The sequence below is a fragment of the Vibrio sp. YT-17 genome (assembly GCF_033337375.1).
GTDB classification, from domain to species: domain Bacteria; phylum Pseudomonadota; class Gammaproteobacteria; order Enterobacterales; family Vibrionaceae; genus Vibrio; species Vibrio alginolyticus.
Genome location: NZ_JAWOQP010000003.1, coordinates 1 through 18014, shown reverse-complemented (window position 1 = coordinate 18014; position 18014 = coordinate 1). Strand labels below are relative to the sequence as shown.

The 18014-nt window shown below is 43.2% G+C and carries 17 protein-coding genes; 4 read left to right on the top strand and 13 right to left on the bottom strand.

The window, feature by feature from the left end:
• The first annotated feature begins 81 nt into the window (after positions 1-81).
• Complete coding sequence (locus tag R7F67_RS03960; protein ID WP_318056971.1) at positions 82-2112, top strand: acetoacetate--CoA ligase; 2031 nt, start codon at positions 82-84, stop codon at positions 2110-2112.
• A gap of 178 nt (positions 2113-2290) precedes the next feature.
• Here R7F67_RS03960 and R7F67_RS03955 read toward each other — a convergent pair whose 3' ends face one another.
• The gene (locus tag R7F67_RS03955) at positions 2291-3841 is read right to left on the bottom strand and encodes an alpha-glucoside-specific PTS transporter subunit IIBC (RefSeq protein WP_171345609.1); all 1551 of its coding nucleotides are present in this window, start codon (positions 3839-3841) and stop codon (positions 2291-2293) included.
• A gap of 55 nt (positions 3842-3896) precedes the next feature.
• Entirely contained in the window at positions 3897-5225 is a 1329-nt protein-coding gene (locus R7F67_RS03950) for a 6-phospho-alpha-glucosidase (RefSeq protein WP_005373308.1), read from the bottom strand.
• A 180-nt stretch (positions 5226-5405) separates the two neighbouring features.
• Here R7F67_RS03950 and R7F67_RS03945 point away from each other — a divergent pair, with 180 nt between their 5' ends.
• On the top strand, positions 5406-6113 hold the full coding sequence (locus R7F67_RS03945; RefSeq protein WP_005373312.1) for a GntR family transcriptional regulator: 708 nt from the start codon (positions 5406-5408) through the stop codon (positions 6111-6113).
• A gap of 19 nt (positions 6114-6132) precedes the next feature.
• Here the strand turns inward: R7F67_RS03945 and mnhG are convergent, their stop codons facing one another.
• From mnhG to R7F67_RS03900, 9 genes are all read right to left on the bottom strand, one after another.
• Entirely contained in the window at positions 6133-6426 is a 294-nt protein-coding gene (gene mnhG / locus R7F67_RS03940; protein WP_005373314.1) for a monovalent cation/H(+) antiporter subunit G, read from the bottom strand.
• Entirely contained in the window at positions 6426-6704 is a 279-nt protein-coding gene (locus tag R7F67_RS03935) for a cation:proton antiporter (RefSeq protein ID WP_318056970.1), read from the bottom strand. The genes mnhG and R7F67_RS03935 overlap by 1 nt, the downstream gene beginning before the upstream one ends.
• Positions 6697-7173: a Na+/H+ antiporter subunit E gene (locus tag R7F67_RS03930; RefSeq protein ID WP_005373320.1), complete on the bottom strand. Its 477-nt coding sequence runs from the start codon at positions 7171-7173 to the stop codon at positions 6697-6699. The genes R7F67_RS03935 and R7F67_RS03930 overlap by 8 nt, the downstream gene beginning before the upstream one ends.
• On the bottom strand, positions 7170-8666 hold the full coding sequence (locus R7F67_RS03925) for a Na+/H+ antiporter subunit D (RefSeq protein ID WP_053349220.1): 1497 nt from the start codon (positions 8664-8666) through the stop codon (positions 7170-7172). The genes R7F67_RS03930 and R7F67_RS03925 overlap by 4 nt, the downstream gene beginning before the upstream one ends.
• Positions 8663-9016, bottom strand: a complete 354-nt coding sequence (locus R7F67_RS03920) for a Na+/H+ antiporter subunit C (protein ID WP_017633704.1) — start codon at positions 9014-9016, stop codon at positions 8663-8665. Before R7F67_RS03920 ends, R7F67_RS03925 begins: the two co-directional genes overlap by 4 nt.
• Complete coding sequence (mbhE, locus tag R7F67_RS03915; RefSeq protein WP_318056969.1) at positions 9016-11685, bottom strand: hydrogen gas-evolving membrane-bound hydrogenase subunit E; 2670 nt, start codon at positions 11683-11685, stop codon at positions 9016-9018. The genes R7F67_RS03920 and mbhE overlap by 1 nt, the downstream gene beginning before the upstream one ends.
• Positions 11686-11849: 164 nt before the next feature.
• Complete coding sequence (locus tag R7F67_RS03910; protein ID WP_005373328.1) at positions 11850-12041, bottom strand: hypothetical protein; 192 nt, start codon at positions 12039-12041, stop codon at positions 11850-11852.
• Positions 12042-12150: 109 nt separating this feature from the next.
• Positions 12151-13086 (bottom strand): universal stress protein, encoded by a 936-nt coding sequence (locus R7F67_RS03905; RefSeq protein ID WP_005373330.1) that lies wholly within the window; start codon positions 13084-13086, stop codon positions 12151-12153.
• Between the two features lie 393 nt (positions 13087-13479).
• Entirely contained in the window at positions 13480-14199 is a 720-nt protein-coding gene (locus R7F67_RS03900) for an SDR family oxidoreductase (protein ID WP_318056968.1), read from the bottom strand.
• Positions 14200-14334: 135 nt separating this feature from the next.
• Between R7F67_RS03900 and R7F67_RS03895 the strand changes: the two genes are divergently transcribed.
• On the top strand, positions 14335-15243 hold the full coding sequence (locus tag R7F67_RS03895) for a LysR family transcriptional regulator (RefSeq protein ID WP_005373334.1): 909 nt from the start codon (positions 14335-14337) through the stop codon (positions 15241-15243).
• Positions 15244-15333: 90 nt separating this feature from the next.
• Here R7F67_RS03895 and R7F67_RS03890 read toward each other — a convergent pair whose 3' ends face one another.
• Entirely contained in the window at positions 15334-16107 is a 774-nt protein-coding gene (locus R7F67_RS03890; RefSeq protein ID WP_053304702.1) for an AraC family transcriptional regulator, read from the bottom strand.
• Between the two features lie 99 nt (positions 16108-16206).
• Here R7F67_RS03890 and R7F67_RS03885 point away from each other — a divergent pair, with 99 nt between their 5' ends.
• Positions 16207-17343, top strand: coding sequence for a multidrug effflux MFS transporter (locus R7F67_RS03885; protein WP_053304701.1), 1137 nt, complete (start codon positions 16207-16209; stop codon positions 17341-17343).
• Between the two features lie 114 nt (positions 17344-17457).
• Here the strand turns inward: R7F67_RS03885 and R7F67_RS03880 are convergent, their stop codons facing one another.
• Positions 17458-17868 (bottom strand): hypothetical protein, encoded by a 411-nt coding sequence (locus R7F67_RS03880; RefSeq protein WP_318056967.1) that lies wholly within the window; start codon positions 17866-17868, stop codon positions 17458-17460.
• Positions 17869-18014: the final 146 nt, after the last annotated feature.

Here is an 18014-nt window from a genome sequence, read left to right as displayed (position 1 = left end):
AGATAAGGGGCGAACACTGCTATGTTCGCCCCTTTATTTTGTTTTTGGTCATATTCAAAAGAATTGAAATTAGAGGGACCTATGCCAAATTCTGCACCTATTTGGTCACCATCTGCTGAGCGCGTCAGCAATAGCAACTTGTTACGGTTCATCGAAAAGGTTAATAAAGACAAAGCCGAAGGTACCGTAATCAACAATTACACGTTTCTACACCAGTGGTCCATTGAGCACAATGATGAATTTTGGCGACATACTTGGCAGTTTTGCAACGTAATCGGAGATATAGGTTCGCAAATCAAGAGCCTTGGCAGTCCCAAATGGACACAAACAGGTTCTAATCATCACCATGTAAATAGAGACGCAGTATGGTTTGCTGACGCCACGCTGAACTACACAGAGAACCTCCTATCTCAGGCTGAACAATCACCAGAGCGTGAGTTTATTGTTTTTAGCAATGAAAGCGGTGAACACCGACAACTCTCCGGTAAACAATTGCTTGAACAAGTTTCTGCCATTCAACAATGGCTACTCAATTGTGGTGTCGGTAAAGGCGATGTCGTTGCGGGTTATTTGCCCTACCTTCCTGAAACCGTTATTGCCATGCTGGCCACCACCAGTCTTGGTGCCATTTGGACTTCAACCTCTCCTGATTTTGGTATCGATAGCGTCGTAGAGCGTTTTGGTCAGGTCAAACCGAAAGTTCTTTTTTGCTGTGATGGCTACCAGTTCGGAGGCAAAGCTTTCGATATGACGGACAAGAACACCACTCTTAGTAGTAAGTTAAGCAGTGCCTCCGAAGAGACTACTATTAGCGTATGCCAAATCGAATATTTACAAAACGCTGAGAGTGCTAGCACTTCTGAGTTTGTTTCTTGGTCCGATATTACTCACCACTTTTCTCCACAATCAATTCAATATCAACCAACGCTGTTTAATGACCCGTTATTCATTTTGTATTCTTCTGGTACAACAGGTCAACCTAAGTGTATTGTTCATTCCGCAGGCGGTACCTTGCTCAATCACCTCAAAGAACATCAACTGCATTGCGACATCAAATCGCAAGACAAGGTTTTCTACTACACAACATGTGGTTGGATGATGTGGAACTGGCATGTTTCCGCTCTTGCGAGTGGTGCAACCTTAGTGATTTACGACGGTAGTCCGGTTTATCCTGATCACTCCGTCTTATGGCGATTAGCAGAAGAACATAACGTGTCGCTGTTTGGTACTTCAGCGAAATACTTAGAGGCACTGGAGCATGCGAACTGCTCTCCAAAACTAGAACATAACTTGAAGTCACTCAAAACTCTGTGCTCAACTGGTTCGGTGCTTTACCCAGAACAATTTAATTATGTCTATCAGCACATCAAGCAGGACTTGCATCTCGCTTCTATCGCTGGCGGCACAGATATTTGCGGATGCTTTGTACTTGGAAACCCTATTTCACCAGTTTACAAAGGTGAATGCCAAGGCTCAGGGCTGGGAATCGACGCACGTGTTCTAGAGGATGATGGACATACTATTACGCAAAAACGCGGCGAACTGACTTGTAATAACTCGCTACCTAACTTCCCTATTGGCTTCTGGCACGACAACGGCGAATGTTATCACAACGCTTATTGGAGCAAGTTTACCGATATCTGGCACCATGGCGACGATGTGATGCAAACCGAACATGGCGGCTTTATTTTTTATGGCCGTAGTGACGCAACCTTAAATCCAGGCGGCGTACGAATCGGTACCGCTGAAATCTACCAGCAAGTGAACGCGTTACCCGAGGTTGAAGACTCCATCGCTGTCGGCAAGTTAAACCAGCAGTCTGAAGAAATCTGGTTACTAGTAAAACTCGCTCACAATGTCGAGTTAACCCAACAACTCACCGATTCAATTCGCCAAACATTGAAAACAAAATGTTCACCGCGCCATGTCCCACGACAAATTTTTGCTATCAGTGATATTCCTAAAACGCGCTCAGGCAAATTGGTTGAGCTAGCAGTGAAACAATTGGTAAACGGACAAGCTGTAAAAAACATTGGTGCTATTGCTAACCCAGAAGTGCTGGAAGAAATTAAAACGCTTTTCAACATAGAAAGTGGCGCCACTATCACTTAGAGACTCAACAAGTCTTCCAACAATACAGACGGGTATAACCTAACTGTATTTTTAGCTCGCTCGATAACTCCTCCCCACTTTCGTGGAAACTGCGCGAAATATGCTTCATGTACACAAAAAAGGTGAGATAATTCTATCTCACCTTTGAGCCATATGAGCTGGAGCATTAGTTTGGGGGTTAAGCTTTTATCAGTTGGCTCATATCTTCGCGAACTTGTGGCACCGTTAAACCAACGATGATTTGAAGGCTCTCTTGATTTCTAACAATATTCACCGCTCCGTGCTGTGTGAAAAATGCGTTCTCCTTTACCAGAGAGACATCTTTAACTTTAACACGCAGACGCGTCGCGCAATTAGTTAACAAGTCAATGTTTTCTTTTCCACCCAAACCTTCAATAAAGGCACTAGCTTGTGACGGACTTGCGCTACTGCTATGGACCGCTTTCGCTTCTTTGTAGTCAGCTTTGGAATACAACTTACTATCTGCACCTTCACGCCCCGGAGTAAGTATGTTGTATTTTAAAATAAGCGCGCGAAACGTAACAAAGTAAACACCAGTAAACATGAGACCAATAATAATCTGAATCACGTATGTTCCTGCATGGTTACCAGCCAAAGGCAACCAGTTTTGGAAAATGAAGTCTATCAAGCCAGTCTGAAAGTTACCGGAAACACCAAACATAAAGGCGATCGTTGCCATTGTCGCAGATAACAACGCATGCAAAGCAAACAGCGCAGGTGCGATAAATAAGAATGTAAACTCTATTGGTTCGGTGATCCCTGTAAGAATTGCTGTGATTGCGGCTCCGAGCACTAACCCCATCACCATCTTTTTATTTTCTTTTTTCGCAACTGAATAGAGTGCTAGTGCGATACCCGTACAACCAAACACTTTACCCATTCCCGTCAACATCAAACCACCCTGAGGAAATTGTGTCGTTAAACTTTCCGAGCTCTGGGCGAATGTCTGTATATTTTGAATCCAATAGGCAACCGTCCCGCCATCGACTGCAACTGGCCCATAAAAAACGGGACCATATACGAAATGATGCAATCCCGTTGGTATCATGATTCGCTCTAAAAACGTAAATAGCCATACCCCTAACGATCCAGCAGAAACCAAAAATGATTGCAGATTGTTAATACCATGCTGAATACTTGGCCAAGTCAAACAAGTTAGAATTGCCATCACGACCATAATGGGGAAACTAATGATCACAACCAATGGCGTTCCGCCAAATACAGCCGCCCAATCCGGTAGCTTTTTATCAAAGAATCGGTTGTGAACCCAAACAGAGAGACTTGCAATTAAAATGGCACCTAGCAAGTTGGTATCAAGCGTTAGAATGCCACCAACTTCAGTCAAACCTCGCTCACCTTCCGTATAGTTAACGCCCAGTTCTGGCCCCCAAAATTGAAGGATTCCACCAATAACGTAGTTATACGTAATGTAGGAAACAAGTGTTGCAAGTACAGCGCGACCAGATGCTTTTTTAGCTAAAGCGATAGGTAACCCAACGGCAAAAATAAGTGCCATATTTTTAAATACAGCGAGAGATGCCTGTAAAATGATCGTCGAGACTTTAACCCAAGCACTCCCCTCTAGTGCCCAAGGGAACACTTCTTGATTTAACAGCACAACAGAGAAACCCAATAACATGCCCGCTGCTGGAAATAATAGAACGGGAACAAACATCGCGGCTCCGAACCTTTGAATAATGTCTTTCATATAAACCTCTTGTTTCATTCACGGAGCCTACAAGTAGGCCCCGAACGTCCAGTTGTTATTGAAAAAATTGAGGAAGGTAGGCTTTATTTTCTTCTAGTAATTGTTTTGTTATTTCTTTAGCTTTTGGCACATTAACCACGGTACGGTTAAGTGTGAGTGCATTAATCAGCTTTTGCTGACTTCCTTCGTACCAAGCATCCACGACTAATTTCTCGTAACCAAGTTGGCTTTCAATCATGGCTTTTTGGAAGGTTGGGATTTTTCCTACAGTAAAAGCTTTCGGTCCATCACTAGTTAGCGCAGCTGGAACTTCTACCATGGCGTCATTTTGTAAATTTGTAATAGCACCATTATTCGGTACGATGACGAGATACACATCGCTCAAGTTGTAGGCAAGCGAAGCCGCAACTCTCACCATGTATCGACCATGGATATCGGCATGCAGTGTTTCGTGCTTCGTGGTGCCCGCTTCAATTATTCTTGCGTTCAATTCGAACACTCGTTTCTCACGGCCGTTAATTACCTGCCTTGCGCGGGTATTGTTGATATCCTCTTTCGCCACCATTTTTTCAGGGTACAAATAGTACTGAAGATACGTATTCGGCAAAAACTCTGGATTATCAGCAAGCATTGTTCTCATGTTTTTGAATGTGGCTTGCCACGATGGGTCATCCGCTATTTCCGCATCAACCGCACTGATCCCTTCTTTTAGGATGATATTTTTAATTTTGTCCGTTAAGTCTTCACCCTGTTTGTTACGAATTTTGGTAAACCAGCCATAGTGATTAAGCCCAAAATATTCAGGAACGAAGTCCCAAATTTCACATCCTAACAATTGCGCATAGCTGACCATAATCGCTGCTGGCATATCACAGATATTTAGAATTCGCTTATCATGCGGAAATTCACGATTTAAAGCTTCAGCGACAATTGCCGCCGGGTTGGTGTAATTAAGAATCCACGCATCTGGACACGTTTGTCGGATCTCGTTCACTAGCTGGATCATGTCGCCGATAGAGCGAAGTCCATATGCCATTCCTCCCGCGCCACATGTCTCTTGCCCAACACAAGAGTTGGATAGCGGGATTTGTTCATCGCGCTCGCGCATGGCCAACCCACCAGTGCGGATCTGGATAAAGAAAAAGTCCGAATCTGCGAATGCGACAGATTTATCCGTTGTATAAACAAACTCTTCAACTTCTGGATAGTGTTCTCGCAATAGAATTTCAGTAGCTAATGCATTCGATTCTTGGCGTTTCTCATCTATGTCGTAAAACACGACTTTTGCGAGTGGAAAGTTATCTTTTTCGGCAATAAGGCTGTTCATCATACCAAGTGTGTATGTACTGCCAGCACCAACAATCGTTAATTTTTGACGTTTCATTTCGCTACCTCAAATGTTTATCCTGAAAATGTATAAAATAAGTATTAATACTTTTATGATACATTTAAAGTGTAAGCACAAAGATACGAGATAAAAATCACACAAAGATCCTAAGGAAAAGTATTAACTACATCTCAGATCACATTCTTGCTATCATGATCCAAGACTTAGCGAGGTATTATGAAACCCAAATACATAGACATTGCGGAACGATTAGAAAAAAAGATCAAAGATGGGGAACTACAACCTAAATCGATGCTTCCAAAAGAGAGTGATTTGCAAGAAGAGTTTTCCGTAAGCCGCGTAACCATCAGAAAAAGCTTACAAATTCTGGTCGACAATAATTTAATTAGTCGGACAAGAGGTAGTGGAACTTATGTAAACGATCTAAAAGCCCAACATGATGCCTTACATTTGCTGGGTTTTATCGAGGAAGTCAGTAAACAGGGGAAAACGCCTAGCTCTCAAGTCATAAAGTTCGAACTTAAAAAACCGAATGAACAGGTTGCTAAGCAGTTAAATCTCTCGCCCAATGATGATACATATGAAATACATAGACTCAGATGTATTAATGATGAGCCTGAAATTTACGAAGTCACTCATATGCCAGCAGTGTTATTTCCAGACTTGAGCATAGCCATAATGAATGGTTCTAAATATGAGTACATTGAAAATAGCAAAGGATTGAAAATTGCGAAAAGCAGTCAGTCTGTCAAACCGTATTTGTTAGATGCAGAGACGGCCTCATACCTGAATGAATCAGAAGCTTCCCCTATTCTAAAAGTTGAGTCCACTGGTTACCTAGAAGATGGTCGTGCATTTGAATATACCGTCAATTACTTCCGACTTCATCAATACAGCTTCGAGTTTATTTCAACTAGGACGTAGTACTATTCGACGCTAATGGTTAATCATTGCGCCAAATCTTATATCCGACCTCTCGCATTGCTCTGCCGAGCAGGTGGGAGGCGACTGGCGCAGTGAGAACGATAAACAACATCGTACCGATAACCCGAGAGATCACGGTAACTTCAGGGAGTGAGAAAGCGACCGCTAATAACAAGCAGCTCACTCCGACAGTTCCAGCTTTGGTCGCTGCATGCATTCGGGTATACAAATCCGGAAGCCTCAGGACACCTAGACTTGCAACCAAGGTCAACAATGTTCCTAAGCATAAAAATAGTCCAATCAACACGTCCATTATTCTTTCTCCTTTCTTTTAACGATCAAACGTGCAAATGCGATCGTGCCGAGAAATGCGACCAAACCTAATGTAATGGCGATGTCTAACAGAGCGTCCTCACCGCTGTCTAAGGTGTAAACCGTAATAAATCCGATAGTGATAAATGAAATCAGATCTAACGCCACAACTCGATCAGCTAGCGTTGGTCCTAGAATTAAACGAGCAAAAGCCATAACAAAGCTGAGTAGTAGCCCAGAATAGGCAAAAGTGACCGTTATTTTCAGCCAACTATCCACGCGTCACCTCCAAAATTCGATGCTCTAACCCATCTTTAATTCCGCGAATAACCTCTTCATGTTCAGGTGCAAACATGGCATGAACGATAAGATACTTTTTATCAGCCGTAACATCCAAACTAAGCGTGCCCGGTGTTAAAGAAACCATGTTCGCCAGTAATGTGATTTCTAGATCAGAATCGACCTCCAGAGGGACATAAACGATATCAGGCTGACTCAAATGAGTAGGTGTCACGACGTCCCACACCACTTTCGCAACCGATATAACCATTTCATAAGCGAAGTACACCAATAACTTCAATGCAGATGCAAAACGTTGAAAATAGCTCGTTTTCAATCCAAATGGTTGACTCAACCTTAAAGCAAAAAAGCCGACCGTAAATCCGACAACAAAATTCAGACTCGAATAGCTGCCATTAAGCATCATCCACGCTAACGCTAAGAAAAAATTGAGGAATAGATAGATCATGCATTTCCTCCTAACACCACTCTGATGTATTCAGTCGGATTTAACAGTTGTTCTGCAGCTTGAACGGAAAATTGATAAAAAGGCTCCGCCACTAAGCCAATGATTAGCGTCAACGTTGTCAATACAATAATTGGAACGCAGTACAACCAATGTACTTTGGCCTGCAGAGTCTGTTCTGGCTTCTCTCTAAATGGCTTTTTCCAAAATGCCTCACTCCAAATTTTCGTCATCGAGTAGACAGTAAGCAACCCCACCAATAACGCGGTACCTGCTAACCAGTAATACTCAGCCTGTATGCTCGACTTGATGACCAATAGCTTTCCCCAGAAACCCGATAGCGGTGGGAAACCGGCCAGAGAAAACGCAGGGACAAGAAACAAGAACGCTAACCAAGGCATAGCTTTGTATACCCCACCCAAATGTTCAAGTTGACTAGAGCCATATTTGCGCTCGATGAATCCACCTATTAAGAACAAATTCGCTTTTACAATGATGTGATGAACAATGTAGAAAATGGCACCGGCTAAAGCTAAGGGAGTGTAAATAGCCAACCCCATGATCATATAGCCTATTTGGCTAATAATATGAAAAGAAAGAATTTTCTTAATGTCGAATTGGCTAGCCGCTCCTAAAACGCCCGTTAACATGGTTAGCCCTGCGACCCAAATTAACGTCGGTTGCCAACCACTCTCGGCGAGCGGAAATACCAAGGTAAAGACTCTTATCAACGCGTATACACCGACTTTAGTAAGCAACGCGGCAAACAGTGCCACCACACCGCTTGGTAACGTGTGATAAGAAGCTGGCAACCAAGCAAATAAAGGAAAGAGTGCCGCTTTAATAGAAAAGGCAAACAAAAATAGCGCGGACAGCATCATGTTGATGCTCAATTCATTTTCCCCTACTTTGGTGTAGAGATCGGCCAAGTTCAAGGTGCCCGTTGCTCCATACAATAAACCGATAGCAAGCAAAAATACCAGCGTCGAAATCAGGTTCAACATCACGTACTTTACTGCACCATCAACTTGAGTTTTCGTTGCATCTAACACCATTAAACCAAATGATGAAATGAGCATGACCTCAAACCAAACATACAGATTAAAAATATCTCCAGTCAGGAAAGCACCATAAACGCCAGCAAGCAACACGTGCATTAACGCATGGTAATTGCTATAGGAGGGCTTTCGGTGAAGGTCCGCCATCGCGTAGAAAACACATATCGCACCAATCACCGCCGTTATCATCACCATAGCAACGCTGAGGTAATCTGCGACAAACACGATACCAAATGGCGCACTCCACTGACCAAAAGCAACGGCTTGAATACCATTACTTATGATGTTTTCTGTGAGAAAGCCCGCAACGAAAAGGTTCGAAATCGCACTTACACCGCTCAACCACTCAACACTTTTTGTTGAGCGACGGACGAAGAAGATAGTCAACGCCGTACTCAGCGAGAGAACAACCGGTAACGTAAGCAAAATCGAACTCATTGACCCTCCTCAGAACGTTGCATTTCATCGACGTTTGCAGTTCCAGTGTCTTTATAAGCTCGATAGAACAGCATTAAAGCAAAAATAAGTAGTCCAAAACCGATGACTATCGCAGTTAAGATAAGCGCTTGAGGTAAAGGATTTGCCGCGCTATCTGGTGGTAAAAGAGCATTATCGCCAATCAATGGCGGCTCTCCGGGCGTCAGCCTTCCAGCGGTAAAAATAGCAAGGTTAACCGCACTACTGAGTAACATGATGCCGAACAAAAGGCGCAAGATATGCTTTTCAAGCATTAAATAAACACCTGCTGCGACAAATACTCCAACGACAACACTCCAGACTATTTCCATCACTCTAGCTCCTCATTAATACGAAGCAGCATACCCATCACGCCACCTATAACGGCAAGGTAAACACCAACATCAAAAACCAATGGCGTCCCTAGTGGTATCACGTCTTTCCACCACAGTCCGGTCAAAAACGGTTTATCAAACGCAAAGCTCAAAGCACCAGAAACTAAGCTCAATGCGATGCCAGATAACGCAATGAGAAACGGTTTGAAATACAACCTAGAACGAACGTATTTCGGTGATTCCGCGAACATGAGAAGTGATAAACCAATAACGGCAATCAACGCACCAATAAAGCCACCACCCGGTTCGTTATGACCACGTAACAACAGATACACTGAAAATACGAGCATGAGTGCCGAAACAATGTGTGCCGTGGTTGCAAAAATTAATGATTGGATACGATTTTGCTTTTTCGCTCTTGTCTTAAGCAAACTCACTGCAGCAATCCCTGCAATAACAACGACAACAACTTCTCCCAATGTATCAAATGCGCGAAAGTCGACCAGAATAACGTTAACAATGTTTCGCCCATGTCCACCCGGGACACTGTTTTCTGCAAAGAAATCTGACACCGAAGAGTCCATCGGCTGAGACGTGATTCCTAACAAAAGTAAAGTAACCGAAACACCTATCACACCTGCTATGCAAATATTCGCTACTTTACGTTTTATTGAATGCTTAGGCACGGTGGTTAGACGTGGCATATGACGCATTAACAATGCAAGAAAGACCACCATTAATGTTTCCACTAACAGTAAAGTCTTCGCAACGTCCGGGGCGCTATAAATCATAAAAACAAGCGTGGTCATGAAGCCAATCATACCAAGCGCAGAAATCGCAAGAAGTCTTGCGTGGGACAACGTACATACGAGCGCAGCACCAATCAACAATAAGGCAATACCAATCTCATAGAAAGTGACACTTGAAAGTTCGCCAACCAAAGGCAGAGGAATAAGCGCTACCTGACTCAGTAACGCAACGGCAAGTACCGTGAAAAATAATAGGACATAGCGACTCAATTTCTTTTGCTGTAACCGCGCCGTTTGCCACTTCGCCACTGTCATCATGCCATCTAATAGTCGTTCAAAAATATTCTCCGCTTTGGGGACGAATAGATGTAGCCGCTGAAAAAATGCAGACACAGTAGGATAAACACGGTACACCACATACCCCAACGCTAGCGTAATAACGCTTAACACTAACGGTACATTCACGCCATGCCATAGTGATGTCTCTTTAAGAGTTGCTGTGGGCAGAATGTCAGTAGAGCCCGGAAAAATAATATTGCGATCTAACCAATTCAAACCGAATAACGGAACTAGGAGGCTGCCAACTGCCAAGAGCAAAGGCGAGATCCACATGGCTTTTTTTGTCTCAACTGGCTTAGTTTCAATCGGCACGAGATCACGGCGAGCAAAGAATGGTCTCGCAATAAGCATAATGGTTAGCGCGACCATCAGTATATTCACGATTAAAAGTACAAAGGCGATCCAGTTATTGAGCTCTACTGCGGACTTGTACATGTATTCTTTGCTCAAAAAGCCTAACAACGGCGGGAACCCCGCTTTAGACAATGCAGCCAAACTCCCCGCAACCATGCTGATGACGAGAACTGACTTCAGGCCGTACAATTGATCAATATCTCGTGTTCCTGTCGCTTTGTCGATATTACCCACCACCATAAACAGCGCAGCTTTATAGAAAGAGTGAGCGAGAATAAACATCAATACTGCACTAACGGCCAAATCTGTGCCCATACCTAGTAATAATGTTAATTTACCCAAAGCAACATTCGTGCTGTAGGCTAGCATCAGCTTCAAGTCAGTTTGTTTTAATGCGACAAATGTGCACCAAATGGCCGTGATACTCCCAGTGATGACTAAAGCATAAAACCAGATCTCGCTGTGGGCATAAACTGGCGATAAACGTGCTAATAGGTAAATGCCTGCCTTTACCATTGTTGCCGAGTGTAAATACGCACTGACCGGAGTGGGAGCTGCCATCGCGTTAGGTAGCCAAAAATGAAACGGGAATTGCGCAGATTTAGTAAATGCACCGAGTAGTATGAGTACTAGAGATGGGATAAACCATTCATGCTGCGCAATAGTGTCTGCCTGCTCGATAATGGTATTTAGCTCATAACTCCCTGCCATTGCTCCCAGCAAGATAAGACCAGCTAGCAACGCTAGTCCACCAGCACCAGTAACAATCAGCGACTGCAAGGCGTTTTTCCGAGACGTTTTATTTTCGTGATTAAACCCGATCAGTAAATAAGAAGTGATGGTGGTGAGTTCCCAGAAAACAAATAACAACAGAATGTTATCGCTCATCACAATCCCTAGCATGGCAAGCATGAATAGGGTTAGATACAAATGAAAGGAAAACCGGCTATCACTTTCTCGTAAATAAGCCAAAGCGTAGATTTGAATCAGTGCGCCAATCCCACTGATCAGTCCCGCAAAAAGAAATGAAAGGCCATCTAGTCTAAAGCTAAGGTTGATATCGAGGCTTGGTATCCATTCCGCATTCCAGCTCACGCCTGCAGGAGTATAGATGTAGAGGAGAAAAGAGAAGATTAAAACTGGCAGCGCAGGGAAAATCAGTAAGACCAACTGATTATCTAGGTTTTTCGGCAGGTTTTCTTTACCCGTTATGTTATTCAACATCGCAGCCCATTCGTTATTATAAGAAGGTACGCCCTATTCGGCGCAAATGACAAACTCCACTGTATTGTTTTAGCCCAAGCGCTTCAAAAACGATCATGAAACCAAGGGAAAAGTAGCAAACAGTAATCACTGAGTGCTACTTAGAGGAACGCCGATACAAACCGCTATTTGCTGTCTGCTACGGCATAAGAACGTAGGTCACTACTTACGTGTTCTTGGCTGAATGTATATGGATTATCGTCATCAGCTAACTCGAATGCATCGTAGGTGCAGTCACCGATATCATTTCTCGGACAAACATAAACATTCGAACGTTCTATCATTTCTGTGTGGCATTTCGGGCATAGGTTTTTCATGTCTCTCTCCTCTGATAACTTATTGATACATTGATAATTCCATGTTCTAGAGATCCATCTCCCTCCTTTACCTAAAACATCACTTAAACCCAACTTTGTTACACCTCAATTACTGAATCGGTGAGACAAAACCATCGGGCTTAAGAGCGACCAAACTACAGTTAATCGATTGCAAAATATTTTCAGCCGTATTACCAATGACATAGCCAGATATACCAGTTCTCGCTAAGGTTCCCATTACCAGCACGTCTACCTCAATACTCTCTACGTAATCTGGAATCTTTTCGTCGGGTTTTCCATGCAGGTGGTGAATCACAATTTCACCTGTAATCCCAGACTCCTCCAACAGCTGTTGCAGAGCTTGTTTATGATCGGCTTTTGCTTTGTCGAGTTCATGTTTCAACTCAGCATCATCGACTTGAATCCAAGCGTTACCATTTAGGTAGTTTTCTAAGTAATACTCCCAGCAAGAAATCACGTGTAAACGACTATCGCAGGTGTCGGCAATCGAACGCGATAATTCGAGTAAACGCACGGCTAATGAGTGCTGTTCATCGCTTGCCGTTAATGGGTCGATAGCCACAGCAACACGGCGCTTATCTCTTGGCTTATCAATTGGTCGGTGCAACCAAAGCGGACAAGGGCATTTTCGTAACAGAGTCATATCAATAGCTTTGAAACCCTCAGCACCTTCACCGAGCGGTTCAGCTTCTTTGATGATGAGATCTTTGTTATCAGCTAATGCTTCTTGAATAATACAGACAGCGGGCTTTTCACTGCTTTTCACAGTAAGAGGAAATGCGAGATCCTCTTCAGAGAGTCCCAGCTTCTGTCTATATTCGTGAATACTTTGTTTGAGGGAGTCTTGCAGCGATTGCTCATAACTTTGCTGATACTGGATCATGTCTGTTGGGAAATCAGGACACGCTATTAGCCCTGAGACAGGCACTTTGTTGCTAGATGCAATCCTCATCGCTTGTTCGAGGGCGTCACTATGGCCTGGCAATCCTTGTGTTGCAAAAAGTATGTTTGCGAATCGTTTCATACACACCTCCTTGTTTGGTTAAATATTAACCACCCACAAAGTATAATACCTAACGGATAATTGTAACGGCTTGTGACGTTGATGAAATCAATTCTCATTAAGAGACGGATATTGCTTCATTTTGTTTTACGTCACACTCTCCTTTCTTCACAACTATCGCCTTCGACCTAAATAAATTCCGCTACCTAAAGTTAAGACCAAATAAAAACCCAAATTACTCAAAGTTTTTTCTCACCTTAAGTAACTTGGGTATAAGCAATAACACACTTATTGTCCGGATTTAAATAGATGGCCTAAATTTTCACGCAACTTAGTTTAAAGATGCCATCTCAATCACGAATCGATATGCAAAGTTTTACGGCTTTAGTGACCTAAAATCGCCGTAACTCAATGTTAAGGTTGTTGTTTTGTCGGTGCCAAAGCAATTTCACGAACACATACACCTTGCGGTTGCTGATAAGCAAACAGCACTGCTCGTGCAATGTCGTCTGCTGCCAACACGCCGCCCATATCCATCTTCCAAGCGTCATAGCCATCTTTAATATCTTGAGACGTTGTATGTGAAAGTAATTCCGTTTCCACTGCACCAGGTGCAATCGTCGTAACGCGAACATTCGATGACGCAACTTCTTCACGTACGTTTTCAGAAATAGCATGAACCGCAAATTTGGTACCGCAATAAGCAGCATGATCAGGGAATGTTTTCTTGCCCGCGATAGAGCTGATGTTAATGATCGTACCACTGTTACGTGCTTTCATAGGTGCTAGGACGGACTGCATGCCATTGAGCAAACCAATTACGTTCACATCAAACATGCGCTTCCACTCCGATGCTTCCTGAGTATCTATCTGACCTAGAAGCATAACGCCTGCGTTATTTACAAGTGCATCTACCGGACCATACAACGCTTCAGCTTTCTCAATTGCAGCCTCAAAAGAAGCTTTGTCGGTCACATCTACCTTTTCACAAAGCGTATTTGGTAAGTTTAATGCTTCCAAACGTTCTACACGTCTTGCTAACAAAAGAAGAGCATGGCCCTGTTCACTGAAGTGACGTGCAATCGCTTCACCAATGCCTGAACTAGCGCCTGTAATAACAATTAACTTTTTCATTTTGAATCCTTAATCGAACGGTTTACATCAGTGGCGGTAAGTTTAAGAAAACTTTGTTTGTTGATATATACCGACCTAGTTGAAACACTGTTGTTATACTGCAACAATACTTTTTTGAATTATGAAGAAGTCATCATGCAAACACACATCAACCTTGCGGATATTCGCTCTTTCGTCCTAATCGCTCAACTAGGAAACTTCACGAAAGCAGCAGAGCAACTTGGCGTTTCTCGCTCACACGTTTCACGTCAAATAACAAATCTGGAGCAACAGATTGGTGTCACTTTGCTACAAAGGACCACTCGAACACTGAACCTCACCGAAGCAGGCAAGGTTCTGTATAAACAGTGTGAAACTGCCCTTCACAATATTGATCAAGCTGTTATGGCAGTGGTTGATGATGTAGAAGACTTAAGAGGTGACATTCGTATCAACTGTGTGGGGGGCTATTTAGGAGAAGACGTTGTCGCAGATATCGTTGCTCAATTTCTAATCCAACACCCACAAGTGAGCATTAACTTAGATTTTAGTAGCCATCGTGTCGATTTAATCGCGGATGAATTCGATATCGCTTTTCGAATGGGAAAGTTAGACGACTCCAACTTTATCGCTCGCAAACTGATCGATGTGGAAATGGGGACATACGCAAGCCCAAACTATTTAGAAACATATGGCTATCCTTCTCATCCAAAGGACTTAGAAAAACACGTTTGTTTGACAGGTAGTGTGACACGGTGGGCATTTGAGAACACGAATACAAAGCAGTCAACGGAACACCAGATACGTGGACAGTTACGATGTAAGAGTGGCAGAGTAATGATAAAAGCAGCCTTGGCGGGAAATGGCATCATCCGTGTGCCAGCACTTTATTGTCAACAAGAACTCCAGACAGGCAAGCTAAAAGAAGTGTTTACCAATTGGAGCATTCCGAGTGTGGAATTTTCACTCCTTTATCATCACGACCGACATCAACCAAAACGCATCCGAGCCTTTGTTGATTTTACTACGCAATACTTTCGCAAACTGCAGAGTAAAGACAAGTAACCTGCACGTTGGTACCTGTCTATGTATGCTTTATAGGCTGAGCCTGTGAACCTGGGGATTGTTCTAGAAAGAGTGTGAGCATTTTGACGCTTAAGGTTTGGTTTTCATAAACGTCAGAGGTGTTTGTCCAGTTTGCTTTTTGAAAAATGCAATAAAAGCACTGTCTGACGAAAACTCCAGCCAATCGGCAGCTGCGCTGACTGGCATGCCCGTTGATAACAATTCAACTGCCTTTAAAAGCCTCCACTGTTGCCGCCAATCTTGATAATTCATTCCCGTTTCCGACTTAAATAATCGTGTTACCGTCTTGGTGCTTGCCCCAACTTTGCTTGCAAGAGTAGTAAGCGAAGGAGCCAGAAATGAAGGTTCAACCAACTCTCGACGAAACGTTGTTAAGCGCCGATGCGATGGCAAAGGCAACTGAAACGAATAACGTTTCGCAGCATAAAACTCCTCCCAAAAAAGCGCCGTCGTATTTACCATCTCGCTGCTAGGCTTATCCCACTCCCAAAATGACATTTTATCAATAAGAGCTTGGAGCAAATTATTCACTTCTATCATCGTGATCTTACTCGGACAGGCAAACTCCTCACAATCAAAATACAAAGATCGATACGCCACCACATTCGTCATTAGTGCGCGATGCGGCGTATTAGGTGGGATCCAAACCGCCTTTGTCGGTGGCAAAATACAAATCGAGTCTTCCAGAGCAAAACTCATACAACCTTGAGGTGCGTACAATAACTGCCCTTTCTTGTGCATATGCATACCTGAGTCGTGCTTGCCAATATCAGCAGCAATTCCCACTACATAATTAGTAATCTTGTCTGCATCAAATTGTGTTTTTTCGTTAATAAGCGCCATTTTGTCCGAATGTTGATGTATTTGGTTTTTATGTTGTTATTAGATCAATCATAGCCTCATTTATACTGCCCGCCAACTTCATTAACGATGGGTAACAATATGAATACTAAGCCCTCTTTATGGCTCATGCTGGTTATGTTGATGTTTCCGCAAATTGTAGAAACTATTTATAGCCCAGCGTTGAGCTCAATCGCTCTATCATTTGATGTAAACCACGCACAAGCAGCCCAAACATTGTCGATTTACTTCCTAGCTTTTGCCATTGGCGTTGTAGTTTGGGGAGTTCTCGCAGATAAACTGGGAAGAAGGCCCACCATGCTTATTGGGCTCTTTATCTATGGTTGCGCATCTTTACTCGCAACTCAAACCGAAAGCTTTGCTGTTGTCATGACCGCGCGAGCCCTAAGCGCATTTGGTATCGCGGTAGGATCCGTTGTCACACAGACCATGCTTCGTGACGCGTTTGACGGCCAAGAACTGAGTAAAGTCTTCAGCTTAATGGGGATGGGCATATCAATCAGCCCGGTAGTTGGCATGCTATTAGGTGGGCAGCTTACAGCGTTCGGTGGATACCGTTATGTGTTTTTTGCCTTGTTTTTAATCGCGTTAGTATTACTCGCTTATAACGTTATTAAGCTTCCTGAAACACAGAAGGAACAGACACCAGTGCGGTTGCATCAACTTAGCTGGGAAATGGTAAGAGACGCGCGAATTTGGCGCTCAGGATTATTGGTTGCTTTGTATAACATTGCTCTATTTTCTTATTACCAGCTTGGCGCATTTACTTTCTCAGCACTTGGGTATAACTCCGAACAATTTGGATACAGTGGCATGGTACTGGGGTTAGGCACTCTGCTTGGGAGTTATTTAAACAAATCCCTAGTGTCTAAAAATGTTCGAAAAAGCCAACTACTTTGGCTCTCAGCAGTATTGCTTAGTTTGGGATCAGTCGGTGTGTTGATTCTGAGCCAATCAATCTGGTTTGTTGCTCCAATGGTGTTAGTCGTCATGTCTTATGGGATTGCGATACCCAATATACTCAGTGACGCACTCGTTGATTATAAACAACAGGTAGGTAGCGCAGGCGCTTTATTTGGGCTCATGTACTACATCATGATCGGGACGGGACTAGCGATGGCTGGAACAGCACAAAACTTAGGTGTCGTTCTATTAGCATGTAGCTGTTTAGCGATTTTATTAGCGTTTTCTAAAAGGCAAGTTCATACCAACTTGTGACCAGATACTACGCATTGCTTGCCTAATCTTCCGAAGATTGGTCTACATCTTTTCTAACGGTTAACTCAAACGTAAATAAAAAGCGCCTGTCGGCGCTTTAATTATCCATAGATCTTATTGCCATTTTGGCTCGCCAAACTCTTCACAACGTTGCTTGTCGTAATTTTCAATGCGCCCGCGTTTACCTACAAACTGAACCTGAACAACCATTCCAGCTTCAACATATTCACTGAAATAATCGCAAGAAACACGAAAACTAGTATCGCGTATCACAATTGGTACCCATTCATAGCCGCCGCTGCGTGGTAAGTAAGACTTGAAGGTAATGACCCCGTCATCTGAAACGTTGATTTCTTCATCATATTCATTCAACTTATAAAAACGTTGTCCATCAAACTCTGCCTTTGCTTTTTCAATTATTTCGTTCGTTGCTGTCGATTGCATCGGCGTATTTGAGACCAGTTGACACCCAACAACAGATGTCAATACGGACAAAGTCAAAGCGAGTTTAGTTATTTTATTCATTTACCTAACCACTGCTGAATTATTCAACACTTACCACTTTAAAAGGAGGGAGACCATACTTTATTTTAAAGAAAGTAAATTACCACCTTCTAAAGAAGGTGGCTTTGTGTGAGCCCCCTAAAAGGGGGCCTTTGTTTAGTCCAGCG